Raw genomic sequence first — 14,786 nt, forward strand, 5'->3', positions numbered from 1 at the left:
TCATTTGCTTTAATCCCACTAACTTATGTAAATTTTACCACAATAAACATTTAATGTATAATATCACTATATCAAACTGTTAATAAAACCTATTATTTTAGGGGGACACTTTATGAAAAGATTTTTAAATACGTTACTTCAATTTGTAGTTCTTTCAATCGTGCTACATTTGTTATTTGATATAGTTGGTTGGCTTGTTTTCAATGCACCAATTAAAAACAAACAAATCATCATTTCTTTAATAACAATCTCATGGGTTATGTACATGTACCGAGACAATTTTTTTCAAAAGTTCACTTCAAACTAACTAAAAAAGAAAACACTTCATTGGTGAATGACGAAGTGTTTTCTTTTTTTTACTACTGTATAATAAAAATACTATTCTGTCTTTAAAGAAAGGAGTCACCATGAACTTAAAAAGTAGCAATATATACGAGAAAATGAACCAATATTCCGTTGCAGGTTTAAGCCTCGCTGTTATATGTAATGGCAAACTAGATGAAGCGACTGCCTTTGGAACACTTGAAGCTGGAACAACTAGAGCTGTTACTACAAATTCTCTCTTTAATTCTTGTTCTATCAGCAAATTCATCACTACAATGCTCGTACTAATGTTATCAGATCAAGAAATCTTGCATTTAGACGAAGACGTAAATGATAAACTCACATCTTGGAACATTCCTACTAATCTATTTACTTCACAAAAAAGCATCACTTTGAGAAACTTATTAAGCCATCAATCTGGACTCATTGATCCACCTAATAGTTTTGAACATTATACACCTGCCAAAGGCTTACCTAATATGTCTGAGCTCCTTTCCGGTAAAACACTATATTGCCCCGTACCTATAGAGGTAACTTATAAACCAGAAAGTGAATTTCACTACTCAGACGCAAACTTTTGTATAATCGAACTACTACTAGAAGATATTACAGGAAGATCATTTAGTCAGTTATTAGAAGAACACATCTTCCAGCCATTACAAATGAAAAATAGTACACTTTTTTCTCCAAAAGACATAGATAAAACCGATGTTTTTGCTTGCGGACATAATAAAGATAGAACTGTAACAAATGAGAAGTATCCATTTTATCCATTCGCAGCTGCTTCAGGTATTTGGACAACACCAACTGACTTATCAGCTTTAGTTATTGAAATCATTCATTCCTTACAAGGAAAGGGCAAACTAAAACTTTCTCAAAAATTAGTAATAGACATGATTTCTCCTCAAGGTTGCTCAAAATGGACTGGATTAGGTGTTTTTCTAGATGATTCTAATGGGAAATTACAGGTTTATTCACTCGGATGGGGCGTTGGATTTCAATGTATGATGGTTTGTTATCCATACTGTGGGAATGGTGCTGTTATTATGACTAATTCCGATTTAGGTGTTCATCAAATGGAAGGGATCATTGGTGAGGTTGTAAAAACGTTATCCTTATAATGAAAATAAAGAAGCTGTTCCTTCCAGCTTCTTTATCTATATAACATTTTTCGCAACAATTTTTATATGTTCTGGTGCGATAATCTCCGTTATACTTTCTTGGAAATCTTCCCACAACATTTCTTCCAAATGTTCTAACTGCACTTCAACATGAGTGCATTCTAAATTATGTATATTTAACAGTGCATAATGATCTTTTTTCTTAATTACTAAATATTGATTTTCCTCTGTCACAAGTACAGAACCTAATCGGACTCCTAGTAAGCGTTGATCATCAAACTTCATAATTACTTCTCCTTCCCTCATATAAACAAAACTACAATGAAAATAATTACATTTATGGAAAAAACACGCTTATTTAGACTATATCATAATTTACTAAAATAGAAATATCTTTTTCTGTTTTAATAAAAATCCCTATTTTTTCATATATTTCGATACAAAAAACTTTCTCAATATTAAATTTGAATTTTCAGTTTTTAATTCTATGAAAATCTATTATAATAAAGTTAATAAATGTTTGACCTCTCCTAATTCATGTACATATGGATGATCAGTAGTTATTGCTACTGATCTATTTTTTTGATTTCAGAAAGTACATACTCTGCATCCTTTCCTACACCACAAATAAGTGCGGAACCCCTTTGAGATTGCCAAGGTAAACCGATATAATACAATCCTTTTACTGGACTGATTCCCTTTATATGATTAGGAAATCCTTTCTCATTCACTGCCTGTTCAATTTCAATCCAATTATAATTTTGTACAAAACCAGTTGACCATATAACGCTTTCTGCACTATAAGTATCACCATTCTGAAACATAATGTTATTTCCTGATGCACTTACTACTTTTTCTTGCCGTTTGATTGCTCCATTACGAATAAGTTTCTTACCTTCAAAACCGAAAATAGGGTCCTTTCTCTTCTGAAACCATCTTCCCCTCTTTGTATTTATTTCAGCGTACAATAAACCCACTTTTTCTAGCAGATTAAAAATACTTTTTCTAAAAATTTGTAACGGTAAAAACGTTAAAGGATGACTAATAGACACCGTAACTTCATGAGTCTTTGCCAGTTCTACTGCAATTTGCATTCCTGAATTCCCACCACCTACTACTAGTACTTTTCCCTTAGGAATTTGTGATGGTGATTTATATTGTGATGAATGTATTTGAAAAATATGTGATGATAGATTTGCTGAAACTGAGGGAATAAACGGTTGCTGAAAAGCACCTGATGCGATAATAACTTTTTTCGTTTGTAAAATTTCTGTAGGAGTATGTAATTCAAATATTTCTTTTTCTTTCTTTATTTTTAGAACTTCCGTTTGTAATTGTACCGGTAATTGAAAATGTCTTGCATATTCTTCTAAATAAGTTGCAATTTCATCTTTATATGGAAATTCATTTTTTTCACCTATTAACGCCATACCCGGCAAGCTACTGTAAGACCTTGGGGTAAAAAGCTGCAAAGAATCATATCGATTTCTCCATGAATCACCAACTCGTTTTCCTGCCTCAAGTAATAAAAAATTATACCCTTCTTGCTTCAAGTAATATCCCATTGTTAATCCAGCTTGACCCGCCCCAATAATAATTAGATCTTTCATTCTAATCCCTCCTCTTCTTAAACATATGAATACTTGTTCATATATTCATACGTTTCCATAATCATAACATTTTCTTTTTATATGATTCAATATCTACTCAAAATAAAAAAGAGCAGTTCACTGCTCTATGAACTACTCTTCATTCCATTTCTACAATTTTTCCTCGTATAGTGTAATTCTATTTGAAAACGGATCAATTACAGTTAATTCAATTGTACCCCAAGGTGTTTTTTCTATATTCGGCTTCGAATAAGCATATTCTTTACTTAATACTCAGAATGATAATCCTTTACATCATCTATTTTGATCCGAATCGCACCACCTGGTGAGGCATCACCATGATGTTCTGATAAATGTATCACAGCATCCTGTAACGAAATTTGCAAATATAATGGCATATTTTCCTCATACCGATGTTCCCAATCCAGTTTAAATCCTAAAAAACCTAAGTAAAATAGTTTTGCTTTTTCAATATCAAAAATTCTAAATATAGGTGTTATCATTTATACTCTCCTCCTATTTATAAACATCTGCTGCCAATTCTCCCAAAACTTCCACGTTTACTACTTCAAAACAACCATCATTCTTCTTTATTATCTCTTTATCACAAAAAACATTTAATGTGCGCAACAAATGCCGATAGCTCGTTCCTAACAATTCCGCTGTTTCCGTTAAATTCCCACTAAATACAATTCTATTTCCGTGCTGTACTGCCCGTTCTCCTGCTGCTAACATGTAACTCGCAAGTCTATTTTCAAGCGGATACAATAAATTAATTGTACTATTTTTTGAAAGTCGATTTAACTTATGTGCTAACGATCCACAAATACATCTTAAAAATTTCGCATCATGAAATAGCTGATTTCTCACTTTTCCTAATGGTAAACCAACACAATATGAATCTGCCATCACTTGTACGTTTGAAGTTGTCTTTTGAGAATGAATTAACTCCACATCTCCTAACAGCTGCAAGCTATCATAAAAGCATAATAATACAGATTTCCCGTTACTTAATGTATTAAACGCTTTCGCTTTTCCTTCAACGAAGAAAAATAAATAATCTATCTCTTCATTTTCTCTACAAATAAACTCATTCTTTTTAAAAAATATAAGTTTCATATATGGCTTCATATCATGACTAAAAAATGAATCAATATTATTTTTCTTCATATACTCTGCTAATTTAATAGAATTACATACTTTCTTCATAGTTCCCCACCTTTACAACTCATCCCCATTGTAATCAAAATTTTCTTCTTCCACTATGACATATGTCATAACAATACACAATTTCAGCATGATACAGTCATTACAAATATGAAATACAAAGGGGATATTACATTGTATAACTTTCTTTCTGTCTTTATTGGTGTGCTCATCGCCGTTATGCTTCCATTGAATGGAATTTTATCTGAGTTAATTGGCAAGTACACAGCAAGCGTGGTCATTCACCTTGTCGGTTTAATTGCAGTTATCTTCATTTTAATCATAAACAAAAATAAAATTCGTTTCGATAAAAGTATTCCACTTTTTTTATATAGCGCTGGAGCGATTGGAGTATTCACTGTTCTTTTTAACAATATAAGTTTCTCCGTCCTTGGTGCTTCTATTACGATCGCATTAAGTTTACTCGGTCAATCTATTGCTTCCATCGTTATTGATCATTTCGGCTTATTAGGAATGAAAGTTGCAAAGTTTGAAAAGAAAAAACTAATTGGATTATGTTTCATCTCTTCTGGAATTATAATCATGACAATTTATTAATGGGGGCAAGAAAATGTTATATATTACGATCGCTATTTTAGCTGGTGTTTCTATCGTTGTTGCTAGAATTATTAACGCGAATTTAGCAAAGGAAATTGGAAACTGGGAAGGCACGTTTTTCAATTATATTACTGGATTATTTTTCTCTATGTTATTTTTAATTTTCAGTTCAGATTCATTGTATATCCCTATTCATAAGTTGCAATCTATTCCTATCGCCGTATACTTAGGCGGATTAGTAGGAGTTATCGTTATTTCATTATCCAACTATATTACTCCTAAAATATCAGCCTTTTATTTAACATTACTCATCTTTATCGGACAATTATTTGCGGGGACTATTATTGATTTCTTCCTGACAAATGAACTCTCAATTGGTAAAGTTATCGGTGGCATTTTCGTATTAATTGGGCTCACTTACAATTTACTCATAGATCGCCCGATAAAAACTGTGAAGCATAACCAAGTTCAACTATAATACTTTACGCTTACCTATCATATATTAATAGAAAAGCTCTTCACACGAAGTAATAGAGAGGAGAAAATCCTATTAAAAAAATTATTTTATTGCTAGGTAGCGTATTAATTATTTCTGGAATTGCATGGTTTATAAACTCGGGAAAATCTATTCAAGATCTCTATACTGCAAATAAGCCGAAAAAGAAAGCTACTATTATTTCAAGCTCGCGAGATCCAAATGAGCCCCCTGTTTTTTTAGGTAAACAGGAAATAAAAGATATACATGTCGAATCAATTAAAACAAAACAGGATATCTTTCTCACAAAAACAGATGAATTAAAAACGTTTATTAACAGTATGAATACCGCAAAAAAAGGTAAATTAACATTAGATGAAGAAGGATCAGACTTAATAGATTGTGATATGTGGATTACTTTCGAGGATGGAACTTATAAAAAATATTTCATATGGGTAGTTGATCATCACAGCAGCGAAGTGATGATTGCTCAGCAAGATACTCCTGATGATGTAAACCTTACGTACTATCAGTTAAACGAAGAGAGTTCAAAAAAAGTTTATAATTTATTTAAAAAAATTATTTAAACGAAAAAGTCATGAGCACGCGAACTCATGACTTTTTGCACTATATATACTCAGGGAACACTCTACAACCCTTTTCCTGCTCTATATCATGACCAAAGAAAACAATTGGTTTCTCTTTCGCCACAACTCCTTTTAAACGTTTAATTGAAGATAAAGCTAATTCTGGATCAAATCCTGCGAACGGCACTTCATCTTCAAAATTCTCTTTCGTGTACGATGCATCAATTGTTAATAAAACTGAACCGGATTGCTCCGTCTCAATGAATAACGACTGATGGCCTGGAGAATGACCTGGCGTATACAATAATTGAACACCTGGTACCACTTCATAATCCCCTTCAATAATTTTGTAGTTCAAATGCGGTAATATACATTCTTTCATATATTCTTCTCTATGAAGTGCTGCCTCATATTCCGTTCGCTGCACAATAATCGGTGTATTTGTAAAAGCACCGTTTCCTCCTGCATGATCAAAATGTAAGTGAGAACTAATAATATATAAAAGGTCGTCCGGCTCATACCCTACACGCTTTAATATATTCACGATTCTATCTTCTTCAGTCATTTTCGGTAAAATCTGTCCTTCAACAAATGTACCGTTAAAAAGCCCTTCATTATTAACTGCACTTTCTGGCATACCTGTATCTACTAAAATAGGCCCCTCTTCTGTCTCCAAAAGATAACACCATACAGGTAAGTTCAATAAATTCCCCGGCGCGAGTGTACCATTAACAGAAGAATGATCTAACATACAACGACCTGCTGGGATGAAATAAAGCTTCTTTACTGTCATTATGTATCCACCTTTACATTTAGTTTGGGATAAAGTAATACAATAAAAAATTCTTCTTTTTAGAAATAAACTCCTTCTAGACTATCAGTACAGCTTACATAAAAATGAAACATTAACACCGATTAACGCTGAAAACTTAAAGAAAGCACATGCACTACTTGAAAGCGGGCACACCATTGGGAAAATCGTATTAGAGAGATTTTAATCATGATAGTGACAGATAGTATGTGAAACTATATTAACGATTTTTCGAATATATCTATCATAACGTACAATATATCAACGATTTTTCGAATATATCTATCATAACGTACAATATATCAACGATTTTTCAAATATATCTATCATAACGTACAATATATCAACGATTTTTCAAATATATCTATCATAAATCAAATTATATCAACGATTCGTCAAGCTATATCGACTTATCGACAAATAGCAACAATAAGAAATGGCTGTTCCAGATGAACAGCCTTTTCTTTATTTACTTGAAATCTCTTTATTATTTTGAACGTCTAACGGAGCTCGCATTCCTATTCCGAAAGCATAGAAACTAATTGTAACGATAGCTAAGAAAATAATACCTACAACTAATGAAATACGAGTATCATCGTTAAACCACATTCCGATTAATACCATAATTAAAAAGGCAATCGTTAAATAGTTTGTTACAGGAGCAAATGGCATTTTGAATGGATGATCTTTCATCTCTGCTCCCTTTTCTTTTCTAAAATTAATTTGACTAATTAAAATGACAAACCATGGTACCATACCAGGAAGTACACTCGCACTATATACATATACGAATAAGTTTTTCGGTGCGATGTAACTTAAAACAACACCAACCGCCAGACCGATAATTACGCCAACTGTACCAAATAAAGGTACACCATTTCCAGAAAGTTTCGTAAAATATTTCGGTGCTTGTCCATTTACACCTAACGTATAAAGCATACGACCAGCACTATAAATACCACTATTACAACCAGACATTGCTGCTGTAATAACAACAAAGTTAATAAGTCCAGCTGCTGCCGTAATACCAACCTTCGCAAAAGTTGCTACGAACGGACTACCAATTGTACTTAATTGATCCCACGGATACACAGTTACAATAACGAAAATAGCACCAATATAGAAAATTAAAATACGCCAAATTGTACTTTGAATCGCTCTTGTAAGTGTCTTCTTCGGATCCTTCGCTTCACCAGCAGTAATACCGATTAATTCCACACCTTGATATGCTCCCACTACAAGTGATAAAGCAAAGAAGAATCCTGAAAAACCACCTGTAAAGAAACCGCCATTTGACCAAAGATTTGATATACCAATCGCTTCTCCGCCGTTACCAATTCCAAAGAAAATAAGTCCAAATCCCGCAATAATCATTAATAGAATCGTAACGATTTTTATCATCGCAAACCAAAATTCAAATTCACCAAATGACTTAACAGAAATTAAGTTAGCTGCGCCAAGAATAACCATTGCAATTACACCTGGTATCCAAGCTGGTAAGTCCGGGAACCAATATTGCATATATGCTCCAACCGCAATAATTTCTGACATCCCAACGATTACCCACTGGAACCAGTTACTCCACGCTGTCATATAACCAGCTAACGGGTGAATATACTTATGACCGAACGTCGCAAATGAGCCTGTACTTGGCTCCATATACAACATTTCTCCCATGGCACGCATGATGAAGAAGATGAAAATACCTGCAATTGCATAAGCAAGCATTACTGACGGACCTGTCCATTTAATTGTACTGGCTGACCCCATAAACAAACCAACACCAATCGTTCCGCCTAAAGCAATCATTTGAATATGACGTGCTTCTAAACCTCTTTTCAATTCTTTGTTTGCCACTTCACTTCCCCCTCTTAGATGATTCATAGCCGCATTTTAACACAAGATGCTTTCCCCTAATTCCTTTCGGCCCTGAAAATGATGAAGCAAACGTCATTTTACACTAGCTTTAAAGCTATCCTAAAATCGTTTTGCGCTCCTAATAAAATTCTCAAAACCTTTCATCTTCCAATATTCTATAAATCTTAAAATTACTTACCTTATATTAATTCATTAATCTGAAAAATTCAATTATTTTTTCAATAAATTATTATACATAAGTCTGATTAATTTTTAACTAAATTAACAATAAAATACATCTATTCAATATGATTCCGGCATGTATATTATTACAATATAAATAACCGAGGAGAGTATTTCTTCCTCGGTTTCATATCTCAATACTTCAACCTTTATAGTTAATAACGTAATTCCCCACACATTCGATTTATATACCAATGAGAAATTTAATATATTAATAAACTACTAACTTCTTTACCCCAGCCAAAATATAAAAGAGTCTCATTAAAAAATGAGACTCTTTTACAATTTCATATTTAAATCGATTTCGAAGTTTGCTTACCAAAGATAAATACCCTAGTAAACACTACCATTATAACTACAATAACCAAAAAATAAAGTGGCATCACTAGTAACGAGCCTGTATGCAGCTGACTCATTCCCAAAATTGTCATCGTTACAATTACATAGTACCCTAAACTAAACAATGCACCTGCTGTACCAATGACATCTTGAAAATCTACTAACGCTAAACTTAAACAGTTAGGTAACGCTACTCCAATCCCTAATAACAATATAAACATTGCTATTAAAAATACAACCATATATATTACATTCGGATTTAATCCAATAAACGTAATAACAGATAAAAGGATAGCTCCCCCTGTCATTACGAGACAACCGATATATATAATTTTCTCTGGTTTATAAGTAGCAAGTAAACGTTTTGAAATTTTCGCTCCAACAATAGAAGCAGATGCAACAACAATTCCTAGAAATCCATACATACTAGGCGATAATTGAAAATATTCAATAAAGATAAACGGCGCTTCTGCATAATAGCTAAATAAAACACCATTTGCTCCTCCAATTAACAGCCCATATGTTACCACTTTCGGATTTGTAATTAACCTCTTCGAGACTGAAAATACATTTATTTTATTCGTTACTGAGACCGTTTTTGTTTCAGGGAGAGAAACAAACGTATACAGAAAAATACCGATACTCATAACTACTAAACTTAAAAATACTATTTTAAATCCAAACATTTGATCAAGAAAGCCACCAATTAACGGTCCTATCGCTGGTGTAAAAGCAATGACTGCCGAGATTTGAGCAAACATAACATGCCTCTTATGCCCTTCTACACTTTCACGAAGAATCGTTTGCGTCACAACTGATCCTGCACTTGCTCCAAACGCTTGAATAAAACGACTTACCAATAAAACTTCAATGGAATTTGCAATATAGCATAAGAAACTCCCAGCGCCATATACGACAATTCCAAGTAACATCGCCCGGCGACGACCAATTATATCTGATAACCACCCAATAAAAAATACACCTAACGCAAAACCAGCAAAATACACACTAAGTGTTAACTGCACCTCATTATTACTTACATGTAACGCCTTTGAAATATCAGGTAACGACGGTGTGTAAATCGTTTCACTAATTTGCGGAAATGCGACAAGAACAATCATTAACAAAAGTGATGGTACTGAGACTTTTTTCATTTTTCATACCCTCCTATAACTTTGAAAATCTCAGAAATAAAAAGACTTTCCTTAGCTACGGAACAGGAGGGGCCATTATAGAAATCCGTTCATAAAACAACAAAGAAAACACCTCAATTACGTATGTTAATACTTATAGGAGGGTAATATTAACATCGATTTTTAAATATACTTTTTCAATTATATTACATACTGCGTTTCTTTTACTAGTGCTCGGCCTTGGAGGATTGTTAAAAAGATAACTTGATGCAGTCACCTTTTTATGGAATAATTAGAAATAGTTTGAATTCGTAAGTTTAATTATTAAACGATAGACTAGCATATTTTAATGTCACAAGCTTACAAACTGGAGGCCTTTCGTAATGATTGAAATTTTAAGGACAGTAGTAAACTTTCTAATTTCTCTATTCTCAGGAGAATTACCATTTGTATATTATGTATGGATTATTACCCTATTCCTAATTCAAATAACCCAATCTACTCTAAACTATAAACTCTTTAACAAGAAAGGCAATTTCAGCACTTATATATCGGAAGGATTACTTGCTTTTATTATTTTATTGTTTGGAGGAATATTAGTATCTAAGTTACTTGCTTACATAATAGACGATCCTACTATTAGTATGACGAATTTAACACATTATTTTGTTTCTCTTATCATATTAACTATATTTGTCGTAATAACCTGTGTTAAAGACTTTATAGAGACATCTATAAAGAATAAAAATATATCTCTTTTGAGCTTTTTAGTAATTTCCTTAATAACAAGCATACTTTCATTCAAGTTTTTATCACCTTTAATTGAAGGTTCTTTTTCTCTTTCTAAATCTTTTATAACTACTTTAATCATTCTTGTAACTATATCAATCCCTCTATTAATTTCCTTAGAGGATAAGTATGCAGATGAAGGAGAAACGGAAAATTTATAGTTTCTCATTTACATAAAAGAAAGAGGGAGCTCCCCTCTTTCTTTTAAATCATCCCTTTTAATATCAATCCTAAAACTGACATTATTATCGCGCTAATAATAATTCGCAAAATCCAAGTTGTGTTTGTACTTATTTTTTCTAATTGCTTATTGATTGTTGCTATATCTTTCTCATTAATAGTAGTACGCGTTTCTAAAGCACGAATGTCTCTCATAATTTCTTTTTGCTCCGCCTTGAGACTGTCAATTTTAGCGTAAACATCTTCCATATATTCACACCCTCTGTTCATCTTAATAGAAAAATCTATATATATTATGAGACAACCCTCTTACCTGTGAATACATTGCGTACATCCGCGTACCAAATTATTTGTACAATCTAATTGAATTATTCATATGTTTCCTATCTTCTATATAAATCAGCGTTAAGATAAATTAAAAAAGGAATCCCTTGTTTATTTAACAACAAACAAGGTGCAATCCAACATTCGGGAGCACCTACGATAATTTCTATTGTTTTCATATTTACAACTCCATATAATCAGTATGATTTTTTGAAGAAGCCACTTTTTGAACTGTTTAAAGTATACTAATATGAATACGAAATAGCTGTATTGATAAACTCTCTAGAACAATAAATATACTGGCTGAAACGGATCTATATCCAATATTTTTTCCGGTAACATGAATGGTTATTTCTGATAAATACGTTTGTATATCATTGTTTTCAAAAATTTCATCCTCAACCTTTACAATATCTGCTTCACAATCTACTTCTTTAAAAGTTTTCAATAATTTTGTTTCCAATAAACTACAATCAAAATTCTCATCTTTTATTACGGCAAATTTAACCTTCATATCGATTTCCCCATTTTTAACAAACTAAAATCATTAAATCAATATAAATATATATTATTCTATTAAATAATTCAAAATATACGCTTCTCATATACATTATTAAAAATCAGTTCTAAAGAATTAAATGCAAAAAGAAATTACATATACAAATCCCCTATTTCAACTTAACTTTGTGTAATAATGCATATTTCAAATACATTATTTCCTTTCACTCATACTTTTATCATTGAGTTTTTATTCACAAATTCGTAACACATATATATGAGTTATTATGCTAAAATTAGTTTATTCACAAGAAGAAGTTATTCTTAATAAATCAATCATTTTTAATACCCTGTTTAAAGCCTTGCCCCCCTGCAAGGCTTTTTCCTATTTAACTAGAGTAGTAGTTTTCGTTATGCATCTCTCCCCTTTGTTCCTTACCCTACAAATAATACTGAATGTTTATTTTACTTTTTCAACATCCTTACTCGCTCTGTTCGAGAGCTCTTTACCAAATATTCAATCTAATGATAAAATTGACCAAATTAATATTTTCATCCATAACTGTATCAAAAAGTACACTAAAGAAAAAATAGCACTCTCACGATTAAGTAAACGCGAGCTTTTTTCTTCTATCTACTTACTATTTAAGGTTAATAGTTTAGTAACAAGATTTAAAAATTCGACTTAAATTCATTAATGAATGGAGAGGTTTATATGAAATTAAAAGACAAAGTAGCAATCATAACTGGTGGTGCAAGTGGAATTGGCGAATCTACTGTTCGTCTTTTTATCGAAGAAGGTGCAAAAGTAGTTATTGCTGACTTTTCTGAACGTGGAAAAGAACTATCAGATGAATTGAATGCACATGGATATAATACATTATTTATTAAAACCGATGTAACAAAAGAGGCAGATATTAAACAGCTAATTCATGAGACAGTAAGTACATACGGTAAATTAGATATTATGTATGCCAATGCCGGCGTTGCTGATGATGCACCGGCAAACGAATTATCCTATGAAAAGTGGAAAAGAACTATTGATATTAATTTGTCTGGGGTATTCCTTTCTGATAAATATTCGATTGAACAATTTCTTAAACAAGGTACAGGTGGTGTCATCGTTAACGCTGGTTCGATTCATAGTTTTGTTTCATTACCTACACCAACAGCATACTCCTCTGCAAAAGGTGGTGTGAAACTATTAACTCAAAATTTATGTACTGCCTACGCTAAATATGGAATACGTATTAACGCGGTGTGCCCTGGTTATATTGACACCCCTTTACTAGGTAGTGTTAATCCTCAACAGAAAGAATATTTAGCTTCACTTCATCCACAAGGCAGACTTGGAACACCAGAAGAAGTCGCTAAAGCTGTCTTATTTTTAGCAAGTGATGATGCTAGTTTTGTTAACGGCACAACACTTCTTGTTGATGGAGGCTATACTGCACGTTAATTTAAAAATTTTGAAGCACCCTAAAAAATATATAGTCTTCAACAAGAAAAAGCGCCATCACAAGTGACGGCGCTTTTTCTATGTAAGAGCAACTAGAAGATATCCTTCTAGCCTACTCCCATTTATAAGTCCAAAACTGTTCAAGTTGCAGCCATTTTAATGTTGCTGCATCTTTGTTTTTTATTTTTGCATGCGTGTCTTCAAGCATTGCTTCTGTTTGTGAACGGTGCGCACCTAATGCAGTTAATTTATGATCAAATACTTCACTAATGTTATTTACAACATCCGGTTCTCCTAATACTGCTTCACGATTTTTCGTAATCGCAACAGCATGAATAACTGGGCGCTCTTCTTTTGGCATACGTGATACAGCGCGAACGACAGCGCGGCCAAATGCATTATGATCTGGATGTACACCGTGCTCTGGATAAAATGTAATAATTCGAGATGGATTTACTTCTTGAATGATTGCTTCAATTTTGTCAGCAACGAAATCAACATCTTCAAATTCTAACGTTTTATCATGGAAGCCAAGCATTCTTAAATCTTTAATACCCATCGCTTCACAAGCATCTTTCAATTCTTTCTTACGGATATGTGGAATCGTTTCACGGTTAGCGAATACGTTCTTACCCATGTTACGTCCCATTTGTCCTAGAGTACCACATGCATATGTTACAGGTACTCCTTGATCTGTTAATAAGCGAATTGTCCCTCCCGCAGCATATGCTTCATCATCTGGATGCGGAAATACAACAAGTACATGTCTCTCCATAAGTTTCCCTCCTTCTTACTTAAATGGTGTTAAGCTTAACTCAAGTGCAACTGCTAGACGACCTAAATTATCATGTCCAGCTAATAATAAACGCTCTTGATCGTCTACTTCCCAGTGCGTAATACCTTCAGCATATACCCAACCGTGATCCATTTTCAGACCAACTCGGTATGGATTTGTTCCAGTTATCTTCCCGCGTTCAAAACGGATAATCGCATTTCGAATGAAAGCACCAACTGTCATCATCTTTTCATTTATGTGTGATGCATACGCTCCGTTTGTCGTTTCTAAATGAATATATACATCTTTATTTACAAAACGTTCAATTTCATTTTGAATAAGAGAACTATCTTTTACTATTTCCATCGGAATTCACCTCTTTAAACCATTTTACGCAAAAATAATGTAAATTGCTATCTCTATATTAGAGGACAACGCTCACTTTTCCTAATAATTTGCACTGTGTTTTTTATATTTTTTATATGATATGTAAAAAA

At 32.8% G+C, this 14,786-nt stretch carries 17 protein-coding genes and 1 pseudogene; 7 read left to right on the top strand and 11 right to left on the bottom strand.

Features of this window, described 5'->3' with window-relative positions:
- Window positions 1-112: 112 nt before the first annotated feature.
- Both ACTFO4_RS19580 and ACTFO4_RS19585 read left to right on the top strand, forming a co-directional pair.
- Complete coding sequence (locus ACTFO4_RS19580) at window positions 113-307, top strand: hypothetical protein (protein ID WP_000819661.1); 195 nt, start codon at window positions 113-115, stop codon at window positions 305-307.
- A 100-nt stretch (window positions 308-407) separates the two neighbouring features.
- A complete protein-coding gene (locus ACTFO4_RS19585; protein ID WP_326234638.1) occupies window positions 408-1,445 on the top strand; it encodes a serine hydrolase domain-containing protein in 1,038 nt (345 codons plus the stop codon).
- A 36-nt stretch (window positions 1,446-1,481) separates the two neighbouring features.
- Here ACTFO4_RS19585 and ACTFO4_RS19590 read toward each other — a convergent pair whose 3' ends face one another.
- The 4 genes and pseudogenes from ACTFO4_RS19590 to yeiL all read right to left on the bottom strand — a co-directional run bounded on the left by ACTFO4_RS19590 (window position 1,482) and on the right by yeiL (window position 4,264).
- Window positions 1,482-1,730 (bottom strand): hypothetical protein, encoded by a 249-nt coding sequence (locus ACTFO4_RS19590; RefSeq protein ID WP_326234637.1) that lies wholly within the window; start codon window positions 1,728-1,730, stop codon window positions 1,482-1,484.
- A 281-nt stretch (window positions 1,731-2,011) separates the two neighbouring features.
- Window positions 2,012-3,055 carry an NAD(P)/FAD-dependent oxidoreductase gene (locus tag ACTFO4_RS19595; protein WP_326234636.1) on the bottom strand — a complete coding sequence of 348 codons (1,044 nt, stop codon included), beginning with the start codon at window positions 3,053-3,055 and terminating at the stop codon, window positions 2,012-2,014.
- A gap of 150 nt (window positions 3,056-3,205) precedes the next feature.
- A pseudogene (locus tag ACTFO4_RS19600) lies at window positions 3,206-3,558 on the bottom strand (glyoxalase superfamily protein).
- Window positions 3,559-3,571: 13 nt separating this feature from the next.
- On the bottom strand, window positions 3,572-4,264 hold the full coding sequence (gene yeiL / locus ACTFO4_RS19605) for a transcriptional regulator YeiL (RefSeq protein WP_326234635.1): 693 nt from the start codon (window positions 4,262-4,264) through the stop codon (window positions 3,572-3,574).
- Between the two features lie 108 nt (window positions 4,265-4,372).
- On the opposite strand from yeiL, the gene ACTFO4_RS19610 reads away from it, so the two are divergent.
- The 3 genes from ACTFO4_RS19610 (at window position 4,373) to ACTFO4_RS19620 (ending at window position 5,881) form a co-directional block, all read left to right on the top strand.
- Window positions 4,373-4,819, top strand: a complete 447-nt coding sequence (locus ACTFO4_RS19610) for a DMT family transporter (RefSeq protein WP_002039063.1) — start codon at window positions 4,373-4,375, stop codon at window positions 4,817-4,819.
- Window positions 4,820-4,832: 13 nt separating this feature from the next.
- On the top strand, window positions 4,833-5,297 hold the full coding sequence (locus ACTFO4_RS19615) for a DMT family transporter (RefSeq protein WP_000965811.1): 465 nt from the start codon (window positions 4,833-4,835) through the stop codon (window positions 5,295-5,297).
- A gap of 89 nt (window positions 5,298-5,386) precedes the next feature.
- Entirely contained in the window at window positions 5,387-5,881 is a 495-nt protein-coding gene (locus ACTFO4_RS19620; RefSeq protein ID WP_098582882.1) for a hypothetical protein, read from the top strand.
- A gap of 40 nt (window positions 5,882-5,921) precedes the next feature.
- Here ACTFO4_RS19620 and aiiA read toward each other — a convergent pair whose 3' ends face one another.
- The 3 genes from aiiA to ACTFO4_RS19635 all read right to left on the bottom strand — a co-directional run bounded on the left by aiiA (window position 5,922) and on the right by ACTFO4_RS19635 (window position 10,285).
- Complete coding sequence (gene aiiA, locus ACTFO4_RS19625) at window positions 5,922-6,674, bottom strand: quorum-quenching N-acyl homoserine lactonase AiiA (protein WP_000216574.1); 753 nt, start codon at window positions 6,672-6,674, stop codon at window positions 5,922-5,924.
- Window positions 6,675-7,157: 483 nt separating this feature from the next.
- On the bottom strand, window positions 7,158-8,549 hold the full coding sequence (locus tag ACTFO4_RS19630; protein ID WP_326234634.1) for an amino acid permease: 1,392 nt from the start codon (window positions 8,547-8,549) through the stop codon (window positions 7,158-7,160).
- 536 nt (window positions 8,550-9,085) lie between these two features.
- A complete protein-coding gene (locus tag ACTFO4_RS19635; RefSeq protein ID WP_326234633.1) occupies window positions 9,086-10,285 on the bottom strand; it encodes a multidrug effflux MFS transporter in 1,200 nt (399 codons plus the stop codon).
- 362 nt (window positions 10,286-10,647) lie between these two features.
- Here ACTFO4_RS19635 and ACTFO4_RS19640 point away from each other — a divergent pair, with 362 nt between their 5' ends.
- The gene (locus tag ACTFO4_RS19640) at window positions 10,648-11,214 is read left to right on the top strand and encodes a DUF5823 family protein (protein WP_000570045.1); all 567 of its coding nucleotides are present in this window, start codon (window positions 10,648-10,650) and stop codon (window positions 11,212-11,214) included.
- A gap of 43 nt (window positions 11,215-11,257) precedes the next feature.
- On the opposite strand, the gene ACTFO4_RS19645 is transcribed toward ACTFO4_RS19640, so the two are convergent.
- On the bottom strand, window positions 11,258-11,482 hold the full coding sequence (locus ACTFO4_RS19645) for a hemolysin XhlA family protein (RefSeq protein ID WP_000390461.1): 225 nt from the start codon (window positions 11,480-11,482) through the stop codon (window positions 11,258-11,260).
- Window positions 11,483-11,792: 310 nt separating this feature from the next.
- Window positions 11,793-12,071, bottom strand: a complete 279-nt coding sequence (locus ACTFO4_RS19650) for a hypothetical protein (RefSeq protein WP_000865005.1) — start codon at window positions 12,069-12,071, stop codon at window positions 11,793-11,795.
- Between the two features lie 699 nt (window positions 12,072-12,770).
- Between ACTFO4_RS19650 and ACTFO4_RS19655 the strand changes: the two genes are divergently transcribed.
- On the top strand, window positions 12,771-13,514 hold the full coding sequence (locus tag ACTFO4_RS19655) for an SDR family NAD(P)-dependent oxidoreductase (protein ID WP_000768018.1): 744 nt from the start codon (window positions 12,771-12,773) through the stop codon (window positions 13,512-13,514).
- A gap of 112 nt (window positions 13,515-13,626) precedes the next feature.
- Here the strand turns inward: ACTFO4_RS19655 and bshB2 are convergent, their stop codons facing one another.
- The gene (bshB2, locus tag ACTFO4_RS19660; protein WP_000439483.1) at window positions 13,627-14,289 is read right to left on the bottom strand and encodes a bacillithiol biosynthesis deacetylase BshB2; all 663 of its coding nucleotides are present in this window, start codon (window positions 14,287-14,289) and stop codon (window positions 13,627-13,629) included.
- Window positions 14,290-14,304: 15 nt separating this feature from the next.
- Window positions 14,305-14,655 (bottom strand): YojF family protein, encoded by a 351-nt coding sequence (locus ACTFO4_RS19665; RefSeq protein WP_000407045.1) that lies wholly within the window; start codon window positions 14,653-14,655, stop codon window positions 14,305-14,307.
- Window positions 14,656-14,786 lie beyond the last annotated feature (131 nt).

It is taken from the genome of Bacillus cereus group sp. MYBKT14-1 (assembly GCF_051915185.1).
Taxonomy (GTDB): Bacteria; Bacillota; Bacilli; order Bacillales; family Bacillaceae_G; genus Bacillus_A; species Bacillus_A cereus.